This is a genomic window from Parabacteroides sp. AF14-59 (genome assembly GCF_003479515.1).
Classification (GTDB): Bacteria; Bacteroidota; Bacteroidia; order Bacteroidales; family Tannerellaceae; genus Parabacteroides; species Parabacteroides faecis.
The window spans coordinates 61,086-86,140 of record NZ_QUHH01000022.1; the positions used below are offsets into that span (position 1 = coordinate 61,086).

Consider the following 25,055-nt stretch of genomic DNA (forward strand, 5'->3'; position numbering starts at 1 on the left):
AATCATGCACAACAAAACACGGCACTACTTTAAAGTTACTTTTCGGGAATTAGTCAAATATAAAACCCAGTCGGTTATCAGCATCATCGGACTGGCAATAGGCTTCACCGCTTTTGTCCTGGGCGGATACTGGCTGTGGTGGGAGACCCATTTCGATAACTTCCATCCGGACGGAGACCGGATTTATTGCCTGACTACTACCGGACTGGTGAAAAAAGCGACAGGTGCCGATGCCGATCTGGACCAGTTACATGTCAACGACCTGGCAGAGATAAAGAAGTTAGTGCCGGAGATCGAAAAAGTATGCACTTTCAGCAATCTCTGTTATAGCGTAAAGAAAAACAACAGTACTCTGAGGGTATATGGTCTGGTCTGCGATCACTCCTTCTTCGACTTTTTCAGAGCCAATTTCATCGCCGGAACCTATAAAGGGACTTATCCGGACGGTACGGCTGTTATCCTCACCGAGAGTATGGCACAGATGTTTTTCGGAACAACCGACTGTGTCGGTAAAGTGTTCGAGCTGAGTGAGCAAACCCGCCCGGTCGTTGCGGGAGTCATCAAAAACTATCCGGATAATTCAGACCTGCTATTCCAGTTTTTGCTGATCGACGAAGTACAACCCTTACGCCATGTTAAGCGGAACACTACATATGTCCGTTTATTGAAAGGTGCAAATGTCAGTAAGATCAAAGAAAAACTCGCTACATACAAAAGTCATGCGGAAGACCCATGGGGAACAGAAAATATCGACCAGTGGAAGATCAACCTACGAACACTTCCGGAAGTTCATTTATATTGCCATCCGGAACTGGAAAACAGAATACGCAATATCCATATTCTGGCTTTAGCAGGCTTCATGGCTTTCCTGAGTGCATTAATGAACCTGTTAGTTCTATTTATCGGTCAACAACAACGCAAACAAACGAAAAACAAAACTTATCTATGTATCGGTGCTTCTCCTAAAGATATGCTATTAAAAGGTTGGACCGAGCTATTCCTCCCGATGGCTATTGCTTACCTGTTCGCTTTTTGCCTGATAGAGGTTATCTTTCCTTATTATGAAAGTTATACGGCATGGAATCATTACGGAATTTATGAAGGTGTATCGCGGCACATCGACAAGTCTGCTTTATTCTTCAATGCTATCATATCACTCATAGCAAGCATGTTTATTTTCTGGTTATTGACCCTTCTTCCTATGCGGAATATCTTATGCAATATGAAAACAAATCCCATATTCTTTAAGCGAGGATTAATTGTCGGTCAGATATTCATCGGCTCGTTATTTTTCATTACCTCACTTATCCTTTTCCAACAGTTGAATTTTATATTGACCAAGAGCAAGGGATTAAATTATGAAAACGTAATCCAGGTCGATATGGGAGGTGAAAATGCTTATGAACAAGATATTAGAGTATTAATGCCTGAATTGCAAAATCATCCGTATATAACCGATGTTTGCTATACCGCTACGAATGCCAATATATTTACAGAACAAGGGGATTGGTACGGTGCCTACGTTACCCATTTTGCATTCGACCCTGCCGATCCGGATCCCAAAAGGGAAGATCGCGTAATGCTTGTCAGCAAAGAGTTCTTTTCATTCTTTGAACTGACTTTAAAACAAGGGAGCTGGATCGATGACAGTAATCCGAATGATTACATTGTCAATGAAACAGGTTTCAAAGATTTAGGATATAACGATTTATTGCAACGGTCAATGTACAATAGAGAAGGCGTTACTAACCGGAAAGTATGCGGAATCATTGAAGATTATATTTATTCCCCTATGCAATATCCGGTCGGGAGAACCTTCTTCCGATTACATACGGACAAAGATGTAACAGACTATATTCCTGCTCAGTATTTCTATATCCGCTACATCCCGGAACATAAAAAAGAAGTATTGGAGCATATCTCAAAAGTAACACAAAAACTAAATACTCATGGAGTAACCAGCCAGAATATGTGTATAAAACTATCCGATCTGGTAGACAAATTCAATCGCCCCGAAAAAGTGATCTTCAGCGTATTCAGTATCATCGCAGTCGTCTGTATCCTGATTTCCACCTTCGGAATCTATTCGCTGGTCAGCTTATCAGCCCAGCAGCGTAAAAAAGAGATCGCCATCCGTAAAGTAAACGGTGCCACCTTCTCTCATATCCTGCAACTGTTCTTCAAGGGATATCTGATATTAGTTATTATCAGCAACTTCTTTGCCCTCCCATTAGGATATATCCTGATGAAACGCTGGCTGGAAACCTATGCCAATCATATCACTCTGACTATATGGCCTTTCATTGCCGTATTTTTCATCACCTGTATGATTGTCCTGTTATCCATCTTCCGCCAGGTAAAAGAAGCAGCACAAGCAAATCCGGCAGAGTCAGTAAAAGCAGAGTAAGTTACGCAGACACCGGCACTTCCCAAAAAGAATTAATATTTTAATTCTAGTGAAGGAGTTATGCCGGAAATGAAAGAAACTTTCCTACTTTCGTATATTCATTTAACCGAATATATATATATTATAATTATCAACTATATGAAGACAAACTTTTTATTCACCATGTTAACCGGACTATTGCTTTTCACGGCCTGTTCGGAAAAGTCAGCCACGACTTATACCGTAAACGGTACTATTCCCGATAATTCGCTGGACGGGAAAATGATCTATATCTATAACCGTGACAATAACAATCTCTATATAGACAGTACGGTTGTTACAGGAACCACTTTCACTTTTACCGGCAAGATGGATACAGCCGCTTACTGCCGTATCGATGCCAGCCGTGAATATTATGTCAATTTCATTCTTGAGAACGGAACGATCAATCTCGATCTGAGTAAGCCGGTATCTCCGTCAGGAAGTCCTTTGAACGATGAGATAGCACGTTTTTTCGCAGCACAGGACAGCATGTCGGACCTGATCGATTCCAAACGGCAGGAATTCATGAAACAAACAGAAGATAAAGAAGAACGTATGAAACTGCAGAAAGACTTTTTCCAGAATGAATGGAAACCGGCTTATCTGGCCATGCTCGACGGATTCTTCAACAGAAACCTGAATAACCCGATCGGAGGAATGGCACTGAACTATATGGATGGCTACCTTTCGACCGATCAGATAAAAGCAAAACTATCCTTATTGAGCGAAGCGGTTCGTAACACACCCAACATGCAGGAAAGACTACAACGCTTCGACGCATTGGAAAAGACCGCCGAGGGTAAACCTTTTACTGACTTCACGATCGAGACGGAAGACGGAAACAAAGTATCTTTATCCGACTATGTCGGCAAAGGGAAATACACACTGGTCGATTTCTGGGCAAGCTGGTGCGGTCCATGCCGGGCAGAAACACCCGTTTTGGCAGAGGTGTATAACCAATACAAAAATAAAGGACTGGAAGTTTTAGGCGTTGCCGTATGGGATAGCCCTGAAAACACGAAGAAAGCTATAGAAGAGTTGAAAATAACCTGGCCACAGATACTGAACGCCGGTGAAAAGCCGACTAAACTATACGGAATCAACGGCATACCTCATATCATCCTGTTCGGTCCCGACGGCACGATCATAGCACGCGACCTGCGTGGCGACGGACTGAAAGCAAAGGTAAAAGAAGTGATCGAAACAAAATAAACCTAAACACGGTGCAGTATTTCGACTTCCCGCACATTTCAATATATAGATTATGTACGGGAAGTTGATATTTTAGATGAGTAAACAAGTTATTATATTATTTTTGATCTGCCTGAGCAATACGGATTATCTATATGCCCAATGGACAGAAAAGGATTCGGTATGGCTTCAGAAGATTCTCTCAGGCAAAGAGAAACTGGAACTTAATCCCGAAGCATTGAAAGCGATCCAATCAGGCACACTGATCAATACGGAAGAACCGGCTTCCAAGATGATCATGGCGCCGGAACAGTCTCCCGCACAATCCATCCAAAAAGATTTTACCGAGTTCGTCCGTTCCAAAGATAGCGAAGATCATAATCCCAACCGTAAAGTAGCATTGAAAGACCTTCCTCCTTCTGTATTCAGGTTATACGGGATGAATAAGCCATTACCCAGAGTTAGAATGCTAGGTTCTTTCCAGGTTTCATCGAATATCCGTGCCGAAGCCCAAAAGCCATCCGGCATCTCTTTCGATGATCTGTTACAACAGGTATTCATGCCTAGTGCACGCCACAAAAGAAAAAATGCACAACGCTGGCAGACTCAGAAATATTACAATAATTATCCGTAACTACAGTAGTAGAATAATTTTTTATACTTTTGTTACCTTATTAATAAACATAAGGTCGAATTTATAAATACACAATTTAAAGGATAAAATGGAGAAAATCATTTCGTATCCGCTTTCAGCCATCTACTATTTGTTGTTTGGGACTACACTGGCATTCTTTCATGTAGTGCAGTGGATATGCTTCAATCTGTTCGGTTACAAAGCACATAAAAAAAGTGTAGATGTTTTGAGTTTTTTCCTGGTTGCCAATACGTACGTACTGGGAACAAGATACAAAGTGAGCGGATTGGAGAAGCTCCCAATCGACACTCCTCTGATAATTGCCTCGAACCATCAGAGCTTGTACGATATTACCTCCATCTGCTGGTTTATGCGCAAAGTGCATCCCAAGTTTATCAGCAAAATCGAACTGGGTAAAGGTATCCCCAGTATTTCATACAACCTTAATCATGGCGGTTCTGTACTTATCGACCGGAAAGATCCGAAACAAGCATTGACAGCTATCCGCGTCATGGCTGAATATATTGAAACCAACAAACGCTCGGCAGTAATTTTCCCGGAAGGGACACGAAGCAAAACAGGAAGGCCGCGCCCTTTTGCCGAAAACGGATTGAAAATTCTCTGTAAGTATGCGCCGTCTGCCTACGTGGTACCGGTCACTATTAACAACGCATGGAAGATGACCAAATGGGGATCTTTCCCTTTAGGACTCGGTAATCGTATCGAACTTATCATCCACGATCCTATTCCTGTGAAAGCCAAACCCTTTGCCGAACTTTTTGCCGAAACCGAACAAACTGTTATCGGCAGCATTAAATTATAATTTTTTTCATCTGCTATGCAGTATTTTAAGATCTCGTCCGTTTTATTATAAAGACCATTAATAATTAATCGGATCAGATGCAGCATTTCATTGAAATATTGCGTCTTTCGATTAAGAAATAAAATAAAAAAATAGCGGACATTTATGACTAAATTACAGATATTGGCACTTTTGCTTGCCTCGATCGCCTTAATATTCTTCACCTCCTGCGAAAGTGAGAGCTTCCAGGAGCCGGATGTATATAAGATAACACCTGATTTGCGTCTCAGGATCAACCAGGGTATGAAATCGACCACTAAATCCGACAGAAAAATATTTAATGAGAAATTCGACCGGTTCATAGAGAAATGTGATGAGTTATCTTATGCAAGTAATCCATATACTTGTATGGAGACACCGGAATATCAGGATTTTAAAGAATTCATGCTTTCTTCCTCTCCCAACGTATCTTATTTGTTGATGGATAAATTCCTGAAAAAAGAAATAGATTTTTTCTCTTATATCATCCATGATATTCTTATGGCTTCACAGCCTGCGATCATGGATCAGATCTCAGAGCAAATGAAATCAGTAGGAACACTGGAAGAAAGTTTTTACCTATATCCACAGCTATGTCTGAATATATGGGTAGATACACTGGATAATCAATAAAATAATATCGTAGCGTCCCTCATGAAGAAAAGAACTGAACATATATGGACAATATTCGTCTGTATCCTGTTATTTACGAACGGGATGGTCAGTTGTGATTCTTCAGATCTGGATAAGTTGCCGGTAAACGATAACCCGGAAGTAACATTTGTCAATGATGAAGTTCCTCAAAGGTTATCTCTTAATAACGCACGTCTGAAGCGGGTCGTACCCGGTTCGTTCGATTCCGTTTATTCCGGTAAAATTTATGAGTACAACAACGAAGGACAATTATCCCGGATTTCCGGCTGTATGTATAACGGGACGACAGTGACCGATACAACTGAATATAATATTTATCAATACGACCAGGAAGACCGGTTGATACTTACTTCCAATTTTACAGCAAATAAAAATGTACCGGCAGGATTTATCAACCTGCAGACACAAGTCTACATCTATTCAAAAGAGGGAAAAATGGAAAAGAGTATCACTTATTATCCGGTTATTTCGCAATCTGAATACGATGTCTATAAATACAAGAATAATATGCTGGACCGGAAAGAACATTACGGTACTTCCGGAGCTTTGGAAAGTTATACGACATATACCTATGATAAGGTCGGCAAATTGATTCTGGAACGCTATTATGCGGCCAATAATCAATTGATCAATTATATACAATATTCTTTTACCGACGGACTGAATACCCGGTCGGTCACTTTTTCCTCAACAGGAGAAGCAATCAGAAAAGTTATCAACACATACGATAGCAATTATAACCTTATCCGTTCGGAGTCGAAGGAACTTGTCTCATACAGTTCCCTGGCTGATTTCACGGCACAATATGAATATGAATAACGCTCAATTTCACTATTCATATTGTGCCATTATGTAACATTATTTATTCTGTTCCAGCCACCAGTCGATCATCTTACGCGCCAGACTGAGCTTCCGGGGAAGTTCCGGTAGATTTTCTTTTGTGAAAAAAGCGCCTTCGCTCAGTTCTTCATGCTGCAAACGGATCGTTCCACTGACATAATCGGCAATAAACCCGACCATCAGGTTACTGGGATATGGCCACGGTTGATTTCCAAAATAAGAGATATTGGCGATCTCCAACCCAGTTTCTTCCATCACTTCCCGTTTTACACATTCTTCCAAGGTCTCTCCCGTTTCCAGGAAACCGGCAACCAGCCCATGAAAAGATCCCTTAAAATTCCGGGCATGAACCAGCAATATCGAATCTTCTTTACGGATCAGGACCAATATAGCCGGAGAAACAACCGGATATATCTCATATTTACAGGCAGGGCATTGTTTGGATATAGCAGTCTGCAGAACTGTTCGTGTCCCGCAGGCAGGACAGAAACGGCTGTGCAAGTCCCAATAAATCAATTCGTAAGCCTTACCGGCTATAGTATGCAACGTTCCATCGAGATAATCGTACGATGCCCGTAATCCCATCGGTACGAAACCAGCGGTTTCTTCCAACGGTATTCCGACAGCAGCTGTCCGACAGGGTACATCCCGGAACGAACAGACTTCCAATACATTCTCTACCGGGACAGGAGGATCGATACTACAAGGGATTGTATAGGTTTCACCTTCTTTCTTCAACAGTAACTGGTCGTTGAAAAAAATAAACCAGTACACAGGTGCATTATTTACATTGCTCATCACTTTTTACTTTTGAACGCACAAATATACAGACTAATGCAAGATATAATTCAAAAAAATAGTTCTATTTAAAATATTCCTCCGTGTCAATCGTCTACAAGAACAGAAGGCATGTCTTACTAAACAGATTTTTAATTATTAAAATGGAAACAGAAAATGTTCGGAAGAAAAAGAAAAGAAGTCATATCTTTACAAGTCTTTGCGTATGAGTGTAGTGGATGCGGATATTGTGCAAAAAGATGCCGTAGAGATGTTTTGAAGATGGTGAATAACGGTAGTTGCAGTTATGCCACAGTGAGCAATCCGGAAAATTGCGTTGGTTGCGGGAACTGTGTAAAAGTATGCCAAACGCACGCCATCGAATTAATAACAGAGTAATAAACAATATAATTTATATCACAATGAGAAATTCAAGAATATTCAAAGGAGGATTCGCTTTCCTGTTCTTTGTAGGTATATTTGCTTTAGCGACACTGGCTGTCATGTTTTTATGGAATCTGCTGGTTCCTTCCGTTATCGGTTGGGCGGCCATCACTTACTGGCAGGCTGCCGGTTTTATGATACTTACCCGCCTTCTATTCGGTGGTATCGGAAAATTCGGTCAATTCGGACGCCAACCGGAAGGCTTTTTCTTCGGTAATCAGGAAAGGGATGCCCGGTTTAAAGAACGAATGAAGAATATGTCATGGGAAGAACGTCGGGAACATATACGCAAGCACATGGCTGATTTTCGTAACGGTAGATTTGATATGCAGGAACCGGCCTCCGGTAATACACCCGAATGAAAGAGATATCTACAAATACATCAGCCAATTCAGAACGGGATATACGGATTGCGGATATCTTCCGGAAATATCAGGCACAACTGAAAGGATTCATAGCCAAACGTGTTTCATCCAAAGAAGATAGTGAAGATATCCTGCAAAACGTATTTTACCAGTTCATGAAAAGTGACCAGGAGGATAACCCGATTGAACAGATCGCCGCCTGGTTATATTCGGTTGCCCGCAACCAGATCATCGACCGAAGCCGGAAGCATCGGGAGGAAGAAATGCCGTATCTTTCCAATAACGAGGATGACGGTACTTTCCTGAAAGAACTTTCCGAGTTAATGCCCGATGAAGACCAATCGCCGGAAATGGATTTCATCCGTTCCACCGTCTGGGAGGAACTGGAAAATGCCCTGCTCGAATTACCGGGTGAGCAAAGGACTGTCTTTGAACTGACAGAACTGGAAGGTATCCCGTTCAAAGAAATAGCGGAATCGACCGGAATACCGGTCAATACGCTGATTTCCAGAAAACGATATGCGATATTGTTCCTCCGGAAAAGGTTATATAGTTTATATGAGGATATTTTATAAACACCCCGTCTCAAAGAGTAATCGTTCCCCCCATTCAAACAACGGTAAGAGCTATACGGATCTATCTTTTTCAAACTATCAAAATGATAATAATATAGCGGGTAAATCGGATTAGTATAGCGGGTAAATGAAAATACCTCCGCGACTAATATTTTTTAACGTATCAGAAATTACACAAAACATTCATTTATATTTACATTTTGATATTTCCAGCTATCAAAACTTATCCAATTCCTTTTCCGTGCGTTTTCGAACCAGATTCGTGCGGATATGCACAAGCGACGAGCACCTCAAAGCCCATATACCCATACATATCAGCTATTTACAAAATTGGCACAGCTTTTGTTCTCTATATAGCAAATTAAAATTCTTATACTCATGATTAAGACAGTAGCATTAGAGAAAATCTTCCGCACAGAAGAAGTGGAAACATGGGCCTTGAACAAGGTGAATATAGAAGTGAAAGAAGGAGAGTTTGTAGCAATTATGGGACCTTCCGGTTGCGGTAAGTCTACACTACTGAACATCCTGGGATTACTGGACAATCCAAGCGCCGGTGAGTATTACCTCAATGGAACGGAAGTGTCTAAATTCACGGAAGCTCAACGTACCAAACTGCGTAAAGGGATCATCGGTTTCGTATTTCAGAGTTTCAACCTGATAGACGAACTGAATGTATATGAAAATATAGAACTGCCCCTGCTTTACATGGGAGTTTCAGCCGCAGAACGCAAGCAGAAAGTGAAAGAGGCAATGGAACGTATGGCGATCGTCCACCGCGAAAAGCATTTTCCGCAACAATTATCCGGAGGTCAGCAACAACGTGTCGCCATCGCCCGTGCTGTCGTTGCCAATCCGAAACTGATACTTGCCGATGAGCCGACAGGTAACCTGGATAGTAAGAACGGACAGGAAGTGATGAACCTGCTCAACGAATTAAATAAAGAGGGCACGACCATCGTTATGGTAACCCATAGCCAGCACGATGCCGGATATGCCTCACGCATCATCAATCTGTTCGACGGACAGGTTGTGACGGAAACTGTAATCTGATACTCTAAACCAATCATCCATGAAACAGTTATTCTTATCTTTCATTGTTCTTTTTTACTGTACGATCGTACAGGCAAAAGAACGCGTAATAGAACTGCCCGCTTTCGACGCATGGAGTTCCACATCCCTTGAAGTGCAGAAAGTGGTATTGAACGATACGGCAACTATCGTATACATCGACGCTTTCTATCGTCCTCACAATTGGATCAAAATTGCTACGGGTAGTTATCTGCAGGCAGACGGTAAAAAATATGAAATACTGTCGGGAGTCGGTATGGAACTGGATAAAGAAATATGGATGCCTGAATCGGGTACTTACTCTTTCCAGATGATTTTCCCGCCGCTACCGGAAAATACAAAGACAGTCGATTTCTCGGAAGGAGATGTAGAAGGTGGTTTCAGCATCTGGGGAATCCATCTGGATGGCAAACCGGCCTCTTCCTCACTGGCCGGAAAAAAGAATCCGAAAGAAACACCGGTATTGGAAACACCTGAATTAAAAGCCGGTATTGCCACTCTGAAAGGACATATTGCCGGATACCGTCCGGAAATGAAACTGGCAGGCTCTACCTGGACTTTCAATCCGATCACCGGCAATACAGATGAAAATTCGATCAAAGTGGACGCGCAAGGGAATTTCAAACTGGAACTTCCTCTCAATCACATCTCTATTGTAGGTATATCAGCTAATTTCATGCAGACACAGGTTTATCTGAAACCGGGAGAAACGACCACTGTCGAAATCAATTTTCCGGAAATATGCCGGGCACAATCGAAACTGCAAAAAGATAAACCGTCACTCGGTGAAAAATATTACTTTAGCGGCAGTTTGGCCGCATTGAATAATGAGATATGCAACGGACCGCTCCGCGTACTGCCGGTAGGCATCAATTCGCAGGCTGATTATGAACAAATGTTTAAAGATGTGGCTGCGATGAATATCGATCAGTATAAACAATATTGGCTGAACCGCAGGGAAAAAGGAATAAAGGAACTGGATAAATATCCGGAAATCAGCGACGCTTACCGTAAAATCCTGTTAATGAATGCAGATATGGAAACAGCCCAACAGTTAATGGGTACTTATATCCTTGAATATGCCTATCGGCAGATTAACAATATCCCACGGGATTCAGCTGCTACCGGATTTGTACAACCGGAGATCACCGCAGCTTACTACGATTTCATTCCTGAATTTATCCCCAATTCACCGATCGCACTTTATTGTTCGGATTTAACTTATATTATTCGCAGTCTCCAATATGCCAATTTATCAGGTAAACCACTGCCGAAAGATATCAAAGAACTTCCTGACAATACAGCTGACATAGCCAAACTGATGGGAACGAACGAAGGATTCCTGTTCGACCTTATAGCAGCACAAAAGCTGGCTCTCCCGATCCAGGAGTTCCAACCTCTTACCGACGACCAGTTGGCGGAAGCCGATAAGATATCACCGGTAATCAAAAATATCCTGACCGATATGAACAATAGGCTCAAGCTGACAATCGAAGAAAACAAGAAAAAATCGGGCTATGTAGTGGATCGTGTGAATACGGCTGATATTCCGGCTGAGGAATTATTCAATGCGATCACGACTCCTTACCGTGGAAAAGTTGTCTTTGTCGATTTCTGGGCAACCTGGTGCGGCCCTTGCCGGATGGCAATGAAGCAAACGGAACCGGTGAAAAAGGATTATGAAGGAAAAGACGTCGTATTCCTCTATCTTGCCGCCGAAAATTCACCGAAGGGTGCCTGGGAGCAAATGATCCCGGATATCAAAGGCGAACATTACCGTGTTACCGGGGAACAATGGGAATATTGGGGAAAGAAATTCGGTATCCAGGGTGTCCCATCTTATATGGTAGTGGCAAAAGACGGTACACCGGTCCATTTCCAGGTCGGTTTTATGGGAGTGGACAAGATGAAAGAAATGATCGACAAAGAACTGGATAAGTAAAATTTTCAGGATATAGCACTTTATAAAGGCGAAGACACAGCAAAGGTCTTCGCTTTTTTTTGTGATAAAATCAAAAAATCGTAATATTGCATTCATAAACATTACACACTTATTGATAATATGGGATATCTTAAACAACTGGTACTTTTAATTTGTCTGAGCGCTTATTGCAGTGTTTCCGCACAAGAAGCGAAAAGAGCAATGACCTTCGACGAAATGGTTAACTGGAAACGCATCACGGAACAGACAATATCCCGCGACGGGAAATGGGTTGCCTGTAAAATGGAACCCTGGCGGGGAGATGCCAGCCTCTTCGTTTATAATGCCAAAGGAGAGATGACCGCCTCTTTTCTTCCTGCGGGCCATGCCGAGTTTTCTGCCTCTTCCGGCTATCTGCTGGTTACCAAAAAGCCGGAACTCGAAAAAGTAGAAGCACTGAAACTAAAAAAGACGAAAGAAGAAGATATGCCTTCGGACGAACTGGTCATTTTCAATCTCCGGGAGAAAAAGGAGACGATCGACTCGCTGAAATCATACAAACTATCCGAAAGTGCAGACTGGATCGCTTATAGACGAAACAGTAAATCGGATACGGTATTACATGTCCGTGCACTGGACGGAAGTAAAGAGATGTCGTTTTCAGATGTAAAAGAATTCGGTTTCGCCAGGAAAAGTAATATTCTATATTATTCGACCGATTCGACATTATGCACCTACAATCCTGACAAGGGTAGTTCTCTGATTTTCGAGGGGAAAGGTATTATCTCAAAAGTAACATTCAATGAAACAGGAAATAAAATAGCTTTTCTTCATTGCCCGGACAAAGATTCCACAAATACATTATACTCACTTTATCTGGCTGAAAACAACACATCAGCACGCCCGATCGCAGATAAAAAAGACAACTTTCTCCCTGCCGGTTGGGTAATCAGCGGAAACGGCGACCTGCGTTTTTCTGAAAACTCCGAACGTATTTTCTTCGGAACAGCACCTGCCCCACTACAAAAAGACACTACAAAACTGGACGAAAACCGTCCGGACGTACAGATATGGAAATGGGACGAAGATATTCAATACACCCAGCAGGTATATAACAAACAAAAAGACTTGAAAAAGACGTATACTGCTGTATATAATATCAACAGTAATAAGTCATTCCAGCTCGCAGACAAAAATATCCCGAATCTGCTGACAGCCGATGAAGGAAATGCCCCGATCGCCTTGCTATCAACCAATTTACCATACGCTACGGAACAAATGTGGGAAGGCAGAAGCCGTTACGACATCTATACGATAAATATGGAAACAGGAGACCGCAAACAGATAAAGGAAGCAGCAAACACCAATATGCGCCTTTCCCCGAAAGGTTCTTATGCCTACTGGTACTGCGTTCAAGACAGTTCCTGGTATACCTATTCCATAGGAAACGGAAAAGAATACCGCCTGACCACTCCTGCGACATTTGCGGCATGGGACGAAGATAACGATGTTCCGGATTTTCCGTCTCCGCACGGCCTTGCCGGATGGATAGCAGACGATCGTAATATCTTACTATATGACCGTTATGATATATGGAAATTCGACCCTATGGCTGAGGTCGCTCCTGTCAACCTCACAATCAACGGACGGAAGGAACAACTTTCTTACCGTCTGATACAATTGGATAAAGAAGATAAATTCATCGATACCAAAAAGTCGCAGTTATTACTGGCTTTCAACGAGAAAACAAAAGGTTCGGGATATTACAATGCATCTCTTTCTACTCCTGCCGTACCCAAGACATTACTGGCCGGAAACTTTATGCTGAAAACTCCGGTCAAAGCTAAAAATGCAGATGCCGTAATTTATACATCAGAAACATTTGAACAATATCCGGACATACGGCTATCCGATCTGAGCTTCAAAAAATCCATCCAACTGACACATGGAGGAGACCAGCAAGATAAATTGAACTGGGGTACGGCAGAACTTGTGTCCTGGATTTCTCTGGATGGTGTTCCTCTGGAAGGGGTAGTCTATAAACCGGCAGATTTCGACCCGGCAAAGAAATACCCGGTCATCGTTAATTTCTACGAACGTAATTCGGAAACACTCTACGCTTACCATATGCCGGAACCTCATCGTTCCACCATCGATTATCATTTCTATACCAGCAACGGATATATTATCTTTAATCCGGATGTACGCTACGTTGACGGTTATCCCGGAGAAAGTTGCTTCAACTGTGTAATGCCGGGAATCACATCATTGATCGCCAAAGGGTATGTAAATGAGAAAGGAATCGGCGCACAAGGACATAGCTGGGGAGGATACCAGGTTGCCTATCTGGCCACCCGCACCAATTTATTTGCAGCCATCGAATCCGGTGCGCCGGTAGTGAATATGTTCAGTGCATACGGAGGAATACGTTGGGGATCCGGATTGAACCGTTCTTTCCAATATGAGCACGGACAGAGCCGTATCGGCGGCACCTTATGGGATTCTCCGCTGCAATATATGGAGAACTCACCATTATTCACCATGGATAAAGTGGAGACGCCTATCCTGATCATGCACAACGATAACGACGGTCATGTGCCCTGGTATCAGGGAATCGAATATTTTGTAGCTCTTAAACGCCTGCAGAAGCCGGTTTGGTTACTTAATTACACCGGTGAGATCCATTGGCCGATGCGATTGGCAAATCGTATCGATTTTCAAAAACGTATGTTCCAGTTCTTCCAGCATTACCTGAATAACCAGCCGATGCCTCAATGGATGAGCGAAGGTATTCCGGCTGTCGATCAGGAGTTCAAATTAGGATACTAAATAATACAAGTTTTTGTATATAACCCGATACATATCATGAGAAATGACTTTTTGCTGTTCATTATTATACTATCCTTCTCTGCCTGTACAGGCAGAGAAACAAACTATTGGTTAGAGCAAGCAGAAAGTCATCTGAACAATAAACCGGACAGTACATTGATATTATTGCGCAAAATCAACAATTCCGACAAACTCGCGAACTATCCTAAGGCAAAATACAATCTGTATCACACAGTCGCTGAAATACAGAAAGGAACCAGGATCCGGACAGATTCTCTGATATCGGAGGCGATCGATATATTCATCGCCAACAATGATTCTGTCAATACCTCTAAAGCATGTTTTTGGGCTGGACTCATCAATATGAATGCGGATAATTATGTACGCGCCGATTCTTTCTTTGTCCGCGGCATCCCATTTGCTCCCGATGCTACACTGCGCACCAGGCTATACGAATATAGCGGTATTTCTCTTCTGAGTAATGGGAAACCGGAGCAGGCATTGCAGCAGCACTTACAATCCTTACAAGACACGGCTTTCATTTCAATACCTGGGAAAGCAGCTGTCTTAGCAGACATAGGACAGGCTTACCGGTATACCGGACAACCGGACAGCGCAATCATTTATTACCAGAAAGCGATCCTAAAATCCGTAGAGGCCGGTTCGACAGAACAGACAGCCTTTTTCTACGAAAAAATAAGTGATATAGAAAAAGAAAAAGGAGATATAGAAAGTGCCACTACCGCCCTGAAGTCCGCCATAGATTTTGGTTACAGACGTACAAGCTATCCGTACCATATGCTCGCACAGGCACAAATATATATAGCTGCCGGAGAAATTGACTCAGCCGGGATATATCTGAAAAATGCGATACAGAGCACCAACCCTTACATCGCCACCCGGGCCTATCAGCTGCAAGCCCATTTATATGAGCAGGGAAATAAAGCCGAACAGATATACTATGCCTGGAGAAATTACAGGCAAAGCTTCAATAATATCTCCGGTGAAGTTCATTCTGAAATAATGAAACAAAGGTATCAGGAGGAATTATTGAAAAACGAGAACAATGAACTGAAACTCAAAAAGAAACAACAGGACATTTACCTCCTGTCCTTATGTCTGGCACTGATCACGGCTTGCACCATCTGGTATATTATTTACAGCCGTTTACGCAAAAAGAAAATAATCAGTGAACAACAACTCAAGGAACAGGAATTGAAAAACCAGGTAGCCCAGCTTGAAAAAGAACGGGAATTGATATCTCTGCGAGAAAGGGCCACGGCTTTACGCGAACAACTGTTCCGCCGTCTCTCCGCTTCCCAGAAAATCCCTTCTCTGACCGGTAGAACCAAAGAGAGTACGGAGGAGAGTAAATCGAAATTGACAACAGAAGAAATAGAAGAACTGATCCAAACCGTCAATGAAATATGGTCGGGATTTGCCGAACGCCTGAAAGAAACTTATCCGCTACTCAGAACGAAGGATATTGCTTTCTGTTGCTTACTGAAAAGCGGTATCAGTACAAAAGACCTGGCATCCATCTATTATATCACTCCCTCCGCCATCAGCCAGAAAAAAGCACGAATGAAACGGGAAAAATTCGGAATGGAAGACGAGAACCTGACACTGGATGAGATTTTGAATACATTTTAATGACATGAAACAGAAAATGTCAACGCTTTTTATCTACGATAAAATAGTAAACAATTACACTTCAGCAATATACAACGAATGTTTGTTTTAAAAATGTCAATTCACTTTCTCCTCTTTTATCAATATTAAAGGATATATTTGCTTCCAACATCATTCAAAGCAACATTATTATGGAGAAGTTTGGAAATCTTATTATCGGTTCACTCTGCTTGTTATTGGCCGGATCCTGTCAAAACAGCAATAACATGTCATTCAGTAACGGACTGGAAAATTCACCAGTTGTCGGAACCTTTGTACAAGTCGGGGACGATCAGGTCCTTGCATGCGATCAGAAGCTATTAACAGATTCCATACGTTTGCCGCTCAGTTTCCTAACAGAAGAAGCAGAGATCATTCATCTGGACAATCGGGATGAAGCATTGGTAAGCGACAGCCGTTTACTTGCTTCCGATAATTATATACTTATCTGGAATAACAAACAAAACCCATTCAAACTCTTCGACCGGAAAGGTAAATTCCTTACTACGATCGGAGCCTATGGCCAAGGTCCCAATGAATACCTGAATGTATATGATGCCAGTCTGGATGAAAAGAACAACCGCATTTATATCTTACCCTGGCAAAGCGCCCAAATATTGGTCTATGACCTGGAAGGTAACCCGTTACCTCCTATTCCCCTTTGCCTGAGAGTACCCAAAGGGACATTTCAGGTGAATCCTCAGGATTCTACTGTCGCTGTAGTCTTACTACCCTTTCAAGGGATACCGGCTATAGCCTGGACACAGGATTTCCAGGGGAATAGAATTAACTTTATAGAACCCGGACATCTCCAGACTCCACAGGATTTCAGCAATGAAGTAATCACTAATAATAATATAGCAGGTACTTTTGATGTAAATATCCTTTGTATTATGCCTACACGTGTAGACAGTCTTTACCATTATGATTTCCGGAACAACCGTCTACGTCCCTGCTTCACATTGAACTTCTATGAAGATCCTATACCCTGGCACGGCTACGTCGAACTTCCCAATCATTTCATGGGTGATGCATCTTACCCGGTGAGAGAATCGGCCAATACTTTCACTTCTTCGCCTCCCGCCTATTATATTGTGGATAAAAAAACCGGAAAAGGGGCATTCTTCCGTTTGTATAACGACTTTCTAGGAGGGTCTGAAATCGGAGGAGCACTCTATTCTTTCTGTAATGGCTATTTTTACAAAAACATGGAACCGGCAAATCTGAAAAACATGTTGGAAGAAACACTAAAATCCGACGGATTATCAGAAGAAAAAAGACAGGAACTGACAACATTGGCACAATCGCTCCATGAGAACGATAATAATATCGTCATATTAGCGAAATTAAAACATTGATATAAATGAAAGATATATCATACAGCCTGTTTTTTGCTTTCCTGATCCTTCTATCCGGTTGTAAGCAAAAGGGTGAAGATAAAAACTATTCACCTACAGAAGAGATTTCGCATCAGCCGACCGGGCCTCAATATACAGCCAGGTATGACCGGACAAAACCTGTAGAGATGATAGATGTCGAATCTGCCATCTCGACATCCTCTGACGTGCGATTAAGCGAGGTCGCTTCAACTATCGAGTACTTTCAGGTGGGAGATGATAAATATCCGGTCACCGATGTGGTTGCCGTTGACGGAGGTTTCATTGCCCTGAACCAACCGAAACTGTATCTTTACAGGCAAGGACAAAAACGGAAACGTGTAGGACTGAAAACAAAATACGGCGATTGGAAAATGGCTATTTTCTCAAACCATAAGCTCTATTATGACAAAGCAACAACAAAGCTGTACGCGCAGTTAAAAAAACTGGATCCGGAAACAGGATATTCAACCAAGTTCATTGCTGAATTACCTCCTTTGGATAGCGTCTTAGCCCGGAAACATTACCTGTATCCGGATTCGGTACCGAACCGCTATCCTCTGAAAGACTGGGCAGAGATATTCACTCCGGAGATATATGCCCGACGGTTCAGTTATCCAGGGACCGGATTCGATTATGGGATGACCACCTTCAATCTGAAAAATGATACCCTTTGTAACTTCTATGCCGGAATCGATTCTTTCGGAATAATCAAGGATGATAACTTTTACAATTTTGTACTTTACAGTACATCCTATTTATATGACAACAAAGTGACGTTTACCGCTACTTATTGCGATACGGTCTACCGTCTGTCAGATCATCAGACCATTACCCCCGTCTATAATATCCACCTGGGCAAATACAGGGCATCGGCCCTCTATATTTTCCATCGTGGAGATAAACGAAACAAAGCATGGGTGGATGATCTGAAAGAAAATCCGAAAGGTGTATTCCTGAAAGTCCATCGGGAAGGAAAAAGTAGCAAATCCGGCTGGTTGGATAATAAAAACAAAGAAAACCGGGATTTCCCTTCTGAAGACTATCTGATGGTTTATCTGAAGAACAAATGTCAGACCAAAGCATTGCCTCTGAAAGCCACAGGAATGACAAACGACCTGGATGGTGGCTTGCCTTTCTGGCCTGATGGACAAACAGACGAATATATGTACATGATCCGCCCGGCAAAAGACCTGAAACAACGAATCAAGCTGACCGGTTCCCCTAAACAGGAATCATTAAAGAAGTTCCTCAGTGATCTGCCGGACAATCAGAACGTCATGATCGTAATTAAATAATTTCACAAAAGCTGTATTAGGGTACGCTAACGACACAGAAAGCGTTCCCTAATACAGCTTTTACTTATATCTTATTTTTTAAGCCGTGCTATCATCAAATAATTATTATCATTCTCGTTTATCGAATGTTGCAGGTCCGTCAGTTTTTTCTTCATCTCACCGGAAAGAGCCTCTTTTTTCAACAAATTTTCGATATCGCTTAATAAATTCCCCGGTTCAAGGTTACGAACAAAATGTCCGTTAAAAAAAGTCGAACTAGGCCAATCGATCTCCTGATCACCGAAATAATCGTTATACATCTTAAAATAAGCACCTTTGCAAGTGTTCTTGTCGACTATATAGTGAACTGTTTCTCCCGGCGTTGCAACTGTTCCGGTTTCAACTTGTTGAACGACAGGGGGACCTGAATATTGTCCGGTAAAATGATCCGGCCACTCATTATAACCGTGCCAGGGAATAGGATCGGTGGCTGTATGCTTGAATGTGAAAGTAGGATATATCCGGTTATTTTCGATGTCATACCGATATAATGAATCAGGACGGGTCGGGTCGATGCACAAAATACCGAAATCAAATACACCGGGAATATTGAAATTACACATCACCTCATTATTGAATGTCCACGGAACTTCCAGATGTCCGGGAGCAACCTCCGCCAGATGCTTGCCCGACAGGTCCTGTGTCCAGACAACAGCCGACGTATTCGGGAACGGCAATACAGCTACAGTAACTGTCCCCCTATCCGGATCGACTTTGAAATTTGCTTTAGGACAACGAATGCCCAACGGCACCGGATCCAATACATTTCCCTGCAGATCATAGACCAATAGTTGGTTTGTCTGCCAGGGCATCAGATAAACACGATTGTTTTTTTCATCGATCTGGGCATCATACACAAAGTTATACTCACCGGGTCCCTGCCCTACAGATCCTATATCCGTCAGATAATTTCCTTCCCGATCGAAAAGTTTAAATGCCGTAGGCGGATATCCGCTATGTATCAATATATAATTATCAGAAAGACTGACTCCGCACTGGGTAACCAATGCCGTATCCCGCCCATCCAGTTTGATAATTTCCAGATCTTCAGCAAAGAAACTGAGAGGGAGCCGGATCGTATCTGCCAGAAGTTTTTGGTCGCATGATAAAACCTTATCGTCACCCACTTGAACATATTCGGCCACAACCGGACAATCTTTCAAAAGGTTTTTACGCCCGCTGTCACGTTTATTTCCTGTAATACAAGAAACGGTTGTCAAAACGATCAACAACCCACCCAAAAGTTTCGAACTTGCATTCATATTGATTTGGTATTTAGATTAGTATATACAAATAAAGCAATTAAATTGCTGAAAAGCAATAATATTACTATTTTTTCGTAAATAAACGATAAAACCGTACCGAATAAGTACAATTAAACAAATTATCCTTATTTTTGATGCAATCTATTAAAACAACGCATATCATGAAAACGCTTTCTGCTCTGATCGCTATCTGTACCGTATGTCTCAGTATCCTGGGCAGCTGTAAAGGAAAAGAAGAAAAGAATATCCGTCCGGTCACTCCGCCCAAATACGAAGGGAAGGTGGATTATACGGCAACTCCAATCTCCATCGACCTGGAAAAGACGATCGAGGGCGACAAAGAACCATTGAAACTCAGCCAGATCGCATCAGAAATAGAGTATCATATTGTCGGAGATGCAAATTATACAGTTACACAGGCCATAGCCATACCGGATAGTAACGCTTTTCTGACATTCAACAATCCGCGGCTCTATTACCGGAAAATAGGGAAACCGAGTAAACGTTACGGATTCAAAGCACTGGCCTACAAATGGAACAATGAAATGAACGGGCACAACCTGTTCTATGACAAAAAGACTACCCGCATGTATTGTGCCTTGAGTGGTAAAGATCAAAATAACCGGGGAACCGACGATCCTTATTATCCGCAGATCGCCGAACTCCCACCGTTGGATACTATGCTGACAATCAACAGATATGTTTTTCCGGAAATAGTAGAAAAAAAATACCCGATCAACCTGCAAAACGATAAACTTCTGGGATTCTCTTCTTCCGGATATATGCTAAGTCATTATGAAGACTCAACAGGTATTCCGAATAGTTTGCTGACCTTTAATCTGGAAGGAGAAACTCTCTGCAAGTTCATGCTGAAAGAACAATCGGCACTCTCCAGGAAAGAGACGGACAATATCCCGTTCTTCCAGACCTCCTGGTGGAATGAAGCACAGGATCAAATGACATTTATGATCCCCTTCTGCGATACGGTATATCAGTTACGCGATCCGCAAACGGTCGTTCCGCTCTACAATATCCATTTCGGGAAATCCGGAGTTCTTTCCGATTATGAAGAAGGACAGGAAGTGAAAGACGGAAAAATGTGGTTACGTACATTATATGAAAATCCCAAGGGATTATTTATGGGCATATACCAGAAAAAGGGGCCAAAACTTGTAAGCTGGCTGGGATACGAATATGAATATAAACCGACACTGAGTTACCAGGCCGTTTATCTAAAAGAGGAAGGTAAAACATTTGTACTTCCACGCCGAGAGCAAGGCTTCATCAACGACCTGGACGGCGGACTTACCTTTTGGCCGGACGGACAAACGGACAATTATCTTTATATGATCCGTACCCTGACGGAAATGCGCATGAATGTAAAACGAACGGGCTCTCCGGCACAACAGAAACTGCTGGAGTTACTCGATAATACCCGGATAAAGGAAAATCAATATGTGATGATCGTAGTCAAGTAATAAAAGAACTATCTGATCAATAGGAAAGATCATATTTCTTCATTTTATTATAAAGCGTCTGCCTGCTTATATTCAGTTGCTGTGCACAAAGAGTCAGATTTCCTTTTTTATCGGCAAGCACTTCACTGATAAACTGCTTCTCCATCTCCTCCAAAGTCACCGGATGAGATGCCGGGGCAGAGGGATCTTCCAGATAAAAATCACTGCTGTCCAGCGACGGTGAATTTGAAAGAAGCACGGCACGTTCTATCGTTTGCTGTAAGAGGGTTAGATCGCCGCTAAGTATTATATCCGATAATTTACGCAATGCATCAGGGGTAATACAGGGAAAAGGTTTTCCATATGCCGTCGCATATTTCCGGAGAAGGGAGTTGACCAGCAAAGTAACGACAGAATCTGTTTCTTCCGAAAGAAATTCGGATTCCTTCCGAAAGGAATTTTGTTTTCTCCCGGAACGAGCATTCCAGGCGGCTATAACAGTAGACAATAATTTATCATTATCCCAGGGCTTCACTATAAAGTCCGCCGCCCCTCTTTTCAGTGAAGCCACAGCCAGTTCGATATCTCCAAAAGCCGTGATGAGCACCACTTCCGGCGGATTCGGACGTTCACGGATATGGTCCAGCCAGAAAAGTCCTTCTCCTCCACTCTGCTTTCCGGTCCCGAAATTCATATCCAACAGAACGACATCCACATCGTCTTCCCGGAGCAAGGCGGGTAGCAAAGTCGGCACCGAAGCACAGACCACCGTCTTAAACTCACGCGAAAGGATCGTCCGCAATGTTTTAAGCACTGCCTCATTATCGTCGACAACTATAATCTTCCCGTTTCTCATAACAGAAGCAAAGATAAAAGGATAATCTCAAACTTTATACCGACTCCACGCGAAATATATTACTGTCCAATTATTAGACGTTTCTCCGTGGCTTCGGGATTATTTCCATCTATTTTTTGTCTTGCAAGCGAAAAGGGAATAGTTTTACGGGAAATATTTTACCACATGAAAACAGTCGCATTAAAACTTGTATTCCGTAGCTGGTGGCGAAACAAGACATTCTCTATAATCTCTATCGTCAGCCTGGCGATCGGTATTGCCTGCACCAACCTGCTAACCGTCTTTACTATTCACGAATATGGCATAGAAAACGAAAATCCCAATAAGGAACGTATCTGGATGCTTAATCAGGATTCGCCGATGGAGTCCGGAAAGAAAATATGGTATGCCGACGGTTCCATCCCACCTATGCTAAAAGAGAATTATTCGGAAGTGAAAAGTATCCTCCGAATATCCAATCCAACGGTCAAATATATCTCTATCGATAATATTAAACATGCTCCTATCTGTTTAATGGTCACAGATTCCTCTTTGACCGACTTTTTTCCTTATAAGATACTGAGTGGAAATTTAAAAGAGGCATTGACACAACCTGATAAGTTGGCTCTTACGGAACCAACAGCCCGAAAACTTTTCGGAAACGCCAATCCGATTGGTAAAATTATCCATTTTGCTCCCTCAGACAAATCCTATCAGGTCGCCGCCATTATTGCCGACCGGGAACAGTCTTTCTTACATCTGGAAGCAGTAACCGGAATAACCGACTCCTTTTTCGGTGGTCCTTGTTTATTACTTATGAACCAGGAGATCAACCGGAGAACGTTTGAAGCCCAATTAAAAAAAGATAAAATCCCCACTTTGCAAGGCGATGTCGGAAGTTACTGCCTGACCTCTTTACAGGAAAGCTACTTCCAGACAACAGTACAACGAACAGAACCCTTCTTCAATCGCCGGCAGCCGACATTGCTCTATGTGGGACTTATCTCAGCCCTTCTCATTCTGTTGGTTGCCTGCTTCAACTATATCAACCTCAACTTCTCGCGTCTGCTTCAACAAATGCGGATGATCCACACACAAAAACTGATGGGTGCCAACCGACAGGAAATCAACCGGCAGCTTTTCCTGGATACGTTCCTGACGGTCATCATTGCCTTCTCTTGTTCTTTACTGATTACACATGACTTGTTGCCTGCATTCAACTCGATAGTAAACAGTCGGTTACACACCTCTTTCTTCTTCAACTGGCAAACATTGCCTGTTATCTGTGGCTTCATTCTACTGTTGTCTGTCGTGCCGGCGGCTTATATGGGACGGAAAATATCCGGATTATCCGGTTCCGGCTATCGTGAATTCTTTACCGGGAACAAGAAAAGAAAGATTGTGACTTCTTTATCCATAGCACAATATGTCATCTCTATCGGACTGATCATCGCAACACTAACGGTAAACAACCAACTCCATTTCATTCGCCAAGGAGGCGATAATTATAAGAATCTTATCGAGATGGGAGACTGGGAGGAGGATGGGTCATATATACGTCCTTTTGTACGCGAACTGAAAAAGTATCCGGAAATAGCACATGTATCTATCGCCGGTGGTTCCGTTCTGAACAGCTGGATAAAACAGGTGGTCCTCACCGACGAAAACGGTAAAGAAAAATACACCTCGCAAATCGATTATTTCGGCGAATCTGATTTTCTGGATGCGTTGCAACTGAAAGTGCGCAGAGGACTTCCCCCCGACAAGGCGATAGAGAAATATGAACGTCCGGCCTACGTCAACGAAAAATTTGTAGAACTCCTGGTCACTAAAGGAGAAGACCCTATAGGCAAACCTTTAAATTTAATGGATAAAGATCTCAGCAAAGGGCAAAACGAAACGACCTCCACCATTGCCGGGATTGTCGATAATCTATATACCAACACGCTTGAAAAGGAGGTGAACCCAATCACTATCCAGATCAACAACAGTCCGGATAATGCCTTCAATTATATCTATATACGTCTTAATGGCGATCAGGGAAAGGCACTTGCCACTATCCGGGAAGTATGGGACAAGGTAAATCCGGGCCAATATTTCACTTATCGGGATGTGTATAAGACTTTTCTCCAACGGAACGAGAAAACAACTGAACTTTCCAGGCTCTTGTTGATGTATTCCGTTATCAGTATTTTTCTGACCTGCTTCGGCCTGTTCGGAATGGCCCTCTATGCTACCGAACAGCGTACGAAAGAAATCGGTGTACGAAAAGTAAACGGAGCAACAACTCCACAGATCATGTTGCTACTCAACCGCCAGTTTATCACCTGGATAGGGATTGCTTTCATCATCGCCATCCCTATCACCTGGTTACTGCTGAACCGCTGGCTGGAAAACTTTGTCTACCGTACGGATATAAGTATCGGCATCTATCTGATAAGCGGGCTTTTTGTCCTGTTCATCACATTGCTTACCGTCAGCTGGCACAGTTACAAAGCAGCCTCAGCCAATCCGGTAAAAGTATTAAGAAGTGAATAACCCTAT

The 25,055-nt window shown here is 42.5% G+C and carries 20 protein-coding genes; 17 read left to right on the forward strand and 3 right to left on the reverse strand.

Going from position 1 to position 25,055, the window contains the following annotated elements; genetic code table 11:
* Window positions 1-4 precede the first annotated feature (4 nt).
* From DWW23_RS19980 to DWW23_RS20005, 6 genes are all read left to right on the forward strand, one after another.
* The gene (locus DWW23_RS19980; RefSeq protein ID WP_122355474.1) at window positions 5-2,407 is read left to right on the forward strand and encodes an FtsX-like permease family protein; all 2,403 of its coding nucleotides are present in this window, start codon (window positions 5-7) and stop codon (window positions 2,405-2,407) included.
* Between the two features lie 138 nt (window positions 2,408-2,545).
* The gene (locus DWW23_RS19985; RefSeq protein ID WP_122355550.1) at window positions 2,546-3,640 is read left to right on the forward strand and encodes a TlpA disulfide reductase family protein; all 1,095 of its coding nucleotides are present in this window, start codon (window positions 2,546-2,548) and stop codon (window positions 3,638-3,640) included.
* Between the two features lie 76 nt (window positions 3,641-3,716).
* The gene (locus DWW23_RS19990) at window positions 3,717-4,253 is read left to right on the forward strand and encodes a DUF4858 domain-containing protein (RefSeq protein ID WP_122355476.1); all 537 of its coding nucleotides are present in this window, start codon (window positions 3,717-3,719) and stop codon (window positions 4,251-4,253) included.
* Window positions 4,254-4,341: 88 nt separating this feature from the next.
* Window positions 4,342-5,076 (forward strand): 1-acyl-sn-glycerol-3-phosphate acyltransferase, encoded by a 735-nt coding sequence (locus DWW23_RS19995; RefSeq protein ID WP_122355478.1) that lies wholly within the window; start codon window positions 4,342-4,344, stop codon window positions 5,074-5,076.
* A 144-nt stretch (window positions 5,077-5,220) separates the two neighbouring features.
* A complete protein-coding gene (locus tag DWW23_RS20000) occupies window positions 5,221-5,727 on the forward strand; it encodes a hypothetical protein (RefSeq protein ID WP_122355480.1) in 507 nt (168 codons plus the stop codon).
* A 21-nt stretch (window positions 5,728-5,748) separates the two neighbouring features.
* A complete protein-coding gene (locus DWW23_RS20005; protein ID WP_122355482.1) occupies window positions 5,749-6,567 on the forward strand; it encodes a hypothetical protein in 819 nt (272 codons plus the stop codon).
* A gap of 39 nt (window positions 6,568-6,606) precedes the next feature.
* On the opposite strand, the gene nudC is transcribed toward DWW23_RS20005, so the two are convergent.
* Entirely contained in the window at window positions 6,607-7,386 is a 780-nt protein-coding gene (nudC, locus tag DWW23_RS20010) for an NAD(+) diphosphatase (protein WP_122355484.1), read from the reverse strand.
* 156 nt (window positions 7,387-7,542) lie between these two features.
* Here nudC and DWW23_RS26960 point away from each other — a divergent pair, with 156 nt between their 5' ends.
* The 9 genes from DWW23_RS26960 (at window position 7,543) to DWW23_RS20055 (ending at window position 18,915) form a co-directional block, all read left to right on the forward strand.
* Window positions 7,543-7,764, forward strand: coding sequence for a 4Fe-4S binding protein (locus DWW23_RS26960; protein WP_122355486.1), 222 nt, complete (start codon window positions 7,543-7,545; stop codon window positions 7,762-7,764).
* Window positions 7,765-7,787: 23 nt separating this feature from the next.
* Complete coding sequence (locus DWW23_RS20020; protein WP_122355488.1) at window positions 7,788-8,171, forward strand: hypothetical protein; 384 nt, start codon at window positions 7,788-7,790, stop codon at window positions 8,169-8,171.
* Window positions 8,168-8,749, forward strand: coding sequence for an RNA polymerase sigma factor (locus DWW23_RS20025; RefSeq protein WP_122355490.1), 582 nt, complete (start codon window positions 8,168-8,170; stop codon window positions 8,747-8,749). The genes DWW23_RS20020 and DWW23_RS20025 overlap by 4 nt, the downstream gene beginning before the upstream one ends.
* Before the next feature lie 378 nt (window positions 8,750-9,127).
* A complete protein-coding gene (locus DWW23_RS20030) occupies window positions 9,128-9,802 on the forward strand; it encodes an ABC transporter ATP-binding protein (RefSeq protein ID WP_122355492.1) in 675 nt (224 codons plus the stop codon).
* Between the two features lie 19 nt (window positions 9,803-9,821).
* Complete coding sequence (locus tag DWW23_RS20035) at window positions 9,822-11,762, forward strand: TlpA disulfide reductase family protein (RefSeq protein WP_122355494.1); 1,941 nt, start codon at window positions 9,822-9,824, stop codon at window positions 11,760-11,762.
* 120 nt (window positions 11,763-11,882) lie between these two features.
* On the forward strand, window positions 11,883-14,570 hold the full coding sequence (locus DWW23_RS20040; protein WP_122355496.1) for a prolyl oligopeptidase family serine peptidase: 2,688 nt from the start codon (window positions 11,883-11,885) through the stop codon (window positions 14,568-14,570).
* A gap of 36 nt (window positions 14,571-14,606) precedes the next feature.
* Window positions 14,607-16,223 carry a tetratricopeptide repeat protein gene (locus tag DWW23_RS20045; RefSeq protein WP_122355498.1) on the forward strand — a complete coding sequence of 539 codons (1,617 nt, stop codon included), beginning with the start codon at window positions 14,607-14,609 and terminating at the stop codon, window positions 16,221-16,223.
* Between the two features lie 170 nt (window positions 16,224-16,393).
* Entirely contained in the window at window positions 16,394-17,599 is a 1,206-nt protein-coding gene (locus DWW23_RS20050; RefSeq protein ID WP_122355500.1) for a 6-bladed beta-propeller, read from the forward strand.
* Between the two features lie 5 nt (window positions 17,600-17,604).
* Complete coding sequence (locus DWW23_RS20055; protein WP_122355502.1) at window positions 17,605-18,915, forward strand: DUF4933 domain-containing protein; 1,311 nt, start codon at window positions 17,605-17,607, stop codon at window positions 18,913-18,915.
* 71 nt (window positions 18,916-18,986) lie between these two features.
* Here the strand turns inward: DWW23_RS20055 and DWW23_RS20060 are convergent, their stop codons facing one another.
* Window positions 18,987-20,216, reverse strand: a complete 1,230-nt coding sequence (locus tag DWW23_RS20060; protein WP_122355504.1) for a 6-bladed beta-propeller — start codon at window positions 20,214-20,216, stop codon at window positions 18,987-18,989.
* A 164-nt stretch (window positions 20,217-20,380) separates the two neighbouring features.
* On the opposite strand from DWW23_RS20060, the gene DWW23_RS20065 reads away from it, so the two are divergent.
* Window positions 20,381-21,697 (forward strand): DUF4933 domain-containing protein, encoded by a 1,317-nt coding sequence (locus DWW23_RS20065; protein WP_122355506.1) that lies wholly within the window; start codon window positions 20,381-20,383, stop codon window positions 21,695-21,697.
* A 16-nt stretch (window positions 21,698-21,713) separates the two neighbouring features.
* On the opposite strand, the gene DWW23_RS20070 is transcribed toward DWW23_RS20065, so the two are convergent.
* Complete coding sequence (locus DWW23_RS20070; protein WP_122355508.1) at window positions 21,714-22,532, reverse strand: response regulator; 819 nt, start codon at window positions 22,530-22,532, stop codon at window positions 21,714-21,716.
* A gap of 165 nt (window positions 22,533-22,697) precedes the next feature.
* On the opposite strand from DWW23_RS20070, the gene DWW23_RS20075 reads away from it, so the two are divergent.
* Window positions 22,698-25,049, forward strand: a complete 2,352-nt coding sequence (locus DWW23_RS20075; protein ID WP_122355510.1) for an ABC transporter permease — start codon at window positions 22,698-22,700, stop codon at window positions 25,047-25,049.
* Window positions 25,050-25,055: the final 6 nt, after the last annotated feature.